Origin of the sequence: Kitasatospora cystarginea (assembly GCF_039533515.1) — a bacterium.
GTDB classification, from domain to species: Bacteria; Actinomycetota; Actinomycetes; order Streptomycetales; family Streptomycetaceae; genus Kitasatospora; species Kitasatospora cystarginea.
The window spans coordinates 1-1,128 of the sequence record NZ_BAAATR010000177.1 but is presented as its reverse complement, the minus strand read 5'-3'; the positions used below and the strand labels follow the sequence as shown (position 1 = coordinate 1,128).

The following is a 1,128-nucleotide window of genomic DNA, read 5'->3' as shown; positions in this document are numbered from 1 at the left end:
CCCGCATCCGCAGCGAGAAAGGAATCCGCTGGGGCGGCAGACCCGCCCTCGCCGCCTGATCAAGCAACCCGGCGAACCTATGCGGTCACGGCACTAGATCGTCGTCCACAGGGCAATCACGGTCCCGCCCGCCCTGCGGGTGCGGGCGGGATCTTCAGGCGCCCTGAGGGGCACTCAGGGCTTTTCTCGGACCTGTTCAACGATCAGGTCATGTCGCGAGTCATGTCGACGAAGCGGGAGTAGTGGCCCTGGAACGCCAGGGTGGCGGTGAAGGTGCTGCCCATGCGGTTCTTGGCGACGATGGCGTCGGCTTCGCCGGCTCGGGGGGATTCCTTCTCGTAGTAGTCGGGTCGGTGGAGCAGGATGATCCCGGATGACATTCCCCTCGTAGCGTGGAGTTGTGACCAGAGGGGAAGTTGAGGGTCATGGCGGGGAGAGGCGCTCGTACGACGCGGAGTTCCGCGCGGGGGCGGTACGGATCGTGGCGGAGACCGGGAAGTCGGCCGCGGAGGTCGCGCAGGACCTAGGGGTGCAGCCGGGATCGGCGACACCTTCGCCTGGCTCTGCCTGACCGCCCTCGTCACACTTGCCGTGACCACCCTGACCCGCCTGCGGCGCCCCACCCCCACCATAGCCGGCCCCGGAACCGACCGGTCCGCCGCCCGAGGGCCGTACACCCGGTCCCGCGCACGGTGAGGCCGCCGTCCACCATTAGCGACCCCGCCCGGCACAGGCGGTGAACAGCACCGGCACGGACACCACGGACGCCGCAGCTGTCAATCCCCTGTAATCGTGGAGTCTTCCGCTGTGCGGCCTTGGCCCCCTGATGGGCCTCGGTCGTGCCTTGTTGATGATCCGTTCGAACTCCATGGGCGGTGAGTCGTTGGCCACGCTGTGCCGACGGCGGGTGTTGTAGAAGTCCGTGATCCAGGTCGCGATCTTCAGATGTCCAGCGCCGACCCGACACGCCCCATGGACTGGACGACGCCGAGCCGATCGCACAGGTCGTTGTAGGCCTCGCTGCTGTATTCCCCAGGTTCAACCCGTCGTTGCAACAACACCGTCCTGTTGGATCAACAGTAGCTGCTCGTTGAAGACTTCGGCGGGTGTCCTCCACCCCAGGGTCTT

1 protein-coding gene and 1 pseudogene are annotated in these 1,128 nt (G+C 66.7%); one reads left to right on the top strand and one right to left on the bottom strand.

Features of this window, described 5'->3' with window-relative positions:
- Positions 1-203 precede the first annotated feature (203 nt).
- A pseudogene (locus tag ABD369_RS40675) lies at positions 204-368 on the bottom strand (DnaB-like helicase C-terminal domain-containing protein); the annotation flags it as partial.
- Positions 369-400: 32 nt separating this feature from the next.
- On the opposite strand from ABD369_RS40675, the gene ABD369_RS40670 reads away from it, so the two are divergent.
- Positions 401-571 (top strand): transposase, encoded by a 171-nt coding sequence (locus ABD369_RS40670; protein WP_344641673.1) that lies wholly within the window; start codon positions 401-403, stop codon positions 569-571.
- Positions 572-1,128: the final 557 nt, after the last annotated feature.